This window comes from Mycobacterium sp. (assembly GCF_032162605.1).
In the GTDB taxonomy this organism is placed as follows: Bacteria; Actinomycetota; Actinomycetes; order Mycobacteriales; family Mycobacteriaceae; genus Mycobacterium.
In genome coordinates, this window is the sequence record NZ_JAVROT010000320.1 from 1 (window position 1) to 2,947 (window position 2,947).

4 protein-coding genes are annotated in these 2,947 nt (G+C 69.6%); all 4 read right to left on the reverse strand.

Annotated elements, in window-relative coordinates; genetic code table 11:
• Positions 1–8: 8 nt before the first annotated feature.
• From QOI01_RS18405 to QOI01_RS18420, 4 genes are read right to left on the reverse strand one after another with little or no spacing between them, the layout of a single operon-like run.
• On the reverse strand, positions 9–815 hold the full coding sequence (locus QOI01_RS18405; RefSeq protein WP_526383425.1) for a TlyA family RNA methyltransferase: 807 nt from the start codon (positions 813–815) through the stop codon (positions 9–11).
• A gap of 6 nt (positions 816–821) precedes the next feature.
• Positions 822–989 (reverse strand): hypothetical protein, encoded by a 168-nt coding sequence (locus QOI01_RS18410; RefSeq protein WP_526383427.1) that lies wholly within the window; start codon positions 987–989, stop codon positions 822–824.
• 8 nt (positions 990–997) lie between these two features.
• The gene (locus tag QOI01_RS18415; RefSeq protein ID WP_526383429.1) at positions 998–2,020 is read right to left on the reverse strand and encodes an HAD-IIA family hydrolase; all 1,023 of its coding nucleotides are present in this window, start codon (positions 2,018–2,020) and stop codon (positions 998–1,000) included.
• Between the two features lies 1 nt (position 2,021).
• A complete protein-coding gene (locus tag QOI01_RS18420) occupies positions 2,022–2,858 on the reverse strand; it encodes a tetratricopeptide repeat protein (protein ID WP_526383431.1) in 837 nt (278 codons plus the stop codon).
• Positions 2,859–2,947: the final 89 nt, after the last annotated feature.

Sequence of the window (2,947 nt, forward strand, 5' to 3'; positions counted from 1 at the left end):
TTCGGAGGTCATTGGGGTCCCTCTTCGATGGCGCGTCGCACGGCGTCCTCCAGCGGCGCGCCGCGGAGTGGATGATCGGTCCGCGCCCGAAGACGCAGAAAGAACTCGACGTTCCCGGACGGACCCGGCAGCGGACTCGACGTGACATCGACCGTCTGCCAGCCCAGTTCGGCGGCCCTGCGCGCGACCGAGAGGACCGCGTCGGCCCTGACTCCTGGATCCGACACGACCCCACCCGGCCCGACGCGGCCCTTGCCGACTTCGAACTGTGGTTTCACCATGGGAACGATATCGGCGACCGGCGACGCGCATGACACGAGAGCGGGCAACACGGTCGCCAGGGCGATGAACGACAGATCTGCCACCACCAGGTCGACCGGTCCGCCGATTGTCTCGAAGGTCAGCCCGCGGACGTTGGTGCGCTCCATGACCGTGACGCGGGAGTCCGACCGCAACGACCACGCCAGCTGGCCGTACCCGACATCGGCTGCGACGACCTCGCGGGCACCGCGGTCCAGCAGCACCTCGGTGAAACCGCCCGTGGACGCCCCCGCGTCCAGGCAGCGCCTGCTCTCGACCACCACGCCGAAGGCGTCCAGCGCACCGATGAGTTTGTGGGCGCCGCGCGACACCCAACTGCGTTCCGCTCCGGTGACGGTGAGCCGCGCGTCGACGGCGACGGCCGTCGCGGGCTTGGCCGCGGGCATGCCGTCGATGCTGACCCGACCTGCCCCGATCAACTCTGCCGCCTGCTGACGGGACCGCGCCAGACCACGTCGGACCAGCTCGGCATCAACGCGAGCGCGCCGAGTCACGTGTGCTTACCTCTCAACCGATTCCAGCGCCAGGACCAGCAGGTCGTGTGCCTCTTCCAGGCGTGCCGCGACGCGCTCCACGTCGACGTGTTCGGCATCTGCTGCGTTCGGGTCCGGCAGCTCGGCGAGCAAGGCCGCGACCTGCGCGCGGATCTGGTCGGGATCGGTCGTCATCTCACTGATCACGCTAGCCGATCGGCGGCCCGCACCAGTGAGCAGCGGTCCAGCGCCTGCCGCGCCGTGTCGTCTGCCCCGACGACGTCGAATGCCCGACAGTCCAGGCTCGAGTCCCACACCGTGCTCGCGACGGCACGGACGACGGTCAGCGGGTCTCCGGCGTCTTCGCCGGTCCAGTGCACCGTTGCGGCGTCGGGTCCGACCTCGACGCGCCACGCGGGATGCGGCGCGATCCGCAGGGTGTCGCTGTCTGCGAAAAGCGCGCGCAGATCCGGGGCGACGTAGCGGGGTCGCTCGGCCGCGGCGGCGTGGACCATGTCAGCGGCCGTGCTCACGCCGGTGAGCACCAGCAGGCTGGGCAACCCGGTGGCGTTGGCGCCCGAGATGTCGGTGTCCAGCCGGTCGCCGACGACCAGCGGTCGTTCGAACTGACCGCGAGCGAGGGCGTCCAACAGGAGCGGCGGCTGGGGCTTGCCCGCCACTTGCGGCCGTTGGTCGGTCGCCGTCTCCAGTGCTGCGACCATCGCGCCGTTGCCGGGCAACAGCCCGAGCTCGGACGGCAGCGTGCGATCGACGTTGGCGGCGACCCACAGCGCGCCGGCCCGGATCGCCAGTGCCGCCTCCGCGAGGTCGGCCCAGCCCGTCTCGGGCGAGTGCCCCTGCACCACCGCCACCGGCTCGTCGGCGAACTTGCGGACGGGCCGCAGGCCGACGTTGCATACTTCGTCGGCTAGGGCTTCGGTGCCGATCACCAGAACCGCTGAGCCGGAACCGATTTGGGCTGCCAACAGACGTGCGGCGCTCTGCGCGCTGGTGACGACGTCGGCGGCGACGGCGACGAATCCCATCGCCACCAGGTTCTTGGCCACGTCAGTCGGTCGCTTGGACGCGTTGTTCGTCACGAACAGCGTCCTCGCCTCGACGGCGGCCAGGGTCTCGACCGAACCTTCGGTGGGCTGCTGTCCCCGGAAGACGGTGCCGTCGAGGTCGAGCAGCAGGCAGTCGTGTTCCTGCACGAGTGTCGTCACGTCAGCTGAACTCCGCGATCCGCTCTTCGGCATCGGTCTGACCGTCGAGGTCGGCCGCCGCGGCCCTCATGAACCATTGCAGCGCCTCGTCGTTGCGCCCGAGGACGAGCAGCGTGTCCGCGTAGGCGTAGAACAAGCGTGCTGCGGTCAACCCGGTACGCGTGGGATCGAGCGCCGGCGTGGAGAGTGCTGAGAGGGCCTGTTCGTGCTGGCCGAGATCGGAGCGAGCACCGGCCACGACGATGCGGAGTTCGTCGGCGTCATCGCCGGTCAGCTGCTCGGCCTCCGGGGTGCGGGAGAGGTCGATCGCGCGCTGCGGGCGCCCGACGCCTCGTTCACAGTCAGCGACGAGTGGCAGAAGCGGTGACTTGCTGCCCATGCGGCGGGCGGCGCGCAACTCCGAGAGTGCCTGCGCCCAGTCGCCGCAGTGATAGGCAGCGATACCAACCGCCTCACGCACGGCCGAGATGCGCCCAGACCGCGTTCGCGCTGCCTGCGCGTGCTTCAAAGCCAGCTCGGGATCATCTTCGAGCAGCTCGCCGGCCGCGACCAGGTGCTTCGCCACGTAATCCGCGGTGGCCTTGTCGAGTGTCATCAGCTCGCCGCGGACGTCCGGAGCCAACTGCTTGGCCTCGATGTCAGCCGGAATCGGCGGCGCGTTCTTGTCCGAACCTGCGCCGTCGGACTGCGGTTGCGTGCGTCGCGCCCGATCCGGCCCTGACGAACGAGGCGGCGCGCCGCGACCGTCGCCTGTCCCGGAACCTCTTCGTGGCGCGCCGGCACTGGGGGTGCGCCTGGGTCGCCGCTCGTCGCCTCCGCGTTGCGTGTCCTGGGGCATGTCTGCCTTCCCTGTCTTGGCAAAGGATACGGTGCCATTCTATTATTCGCGACGGTGCGCAATTCAAATGCAAAAGCCGCAAATATAGA

Bases quoted from the DNA above. Each gene is read 5' to 3' on its own strand.
- QOI01_RS18410 (WP_526383427.1), bottom strand. From the start codon at position 989: ATGACGACCGATCCCGACCAGATCCGCGCGCAGGTCGCGGCCTTGCTC.
- QOI01_RS18420 (WP_526383431.1), bottom strand. From the start codon at position 2,858: ATGCCCCAGGACACGCAACGCGGAGGCGACGAGCGGCGACCCAGGCGC.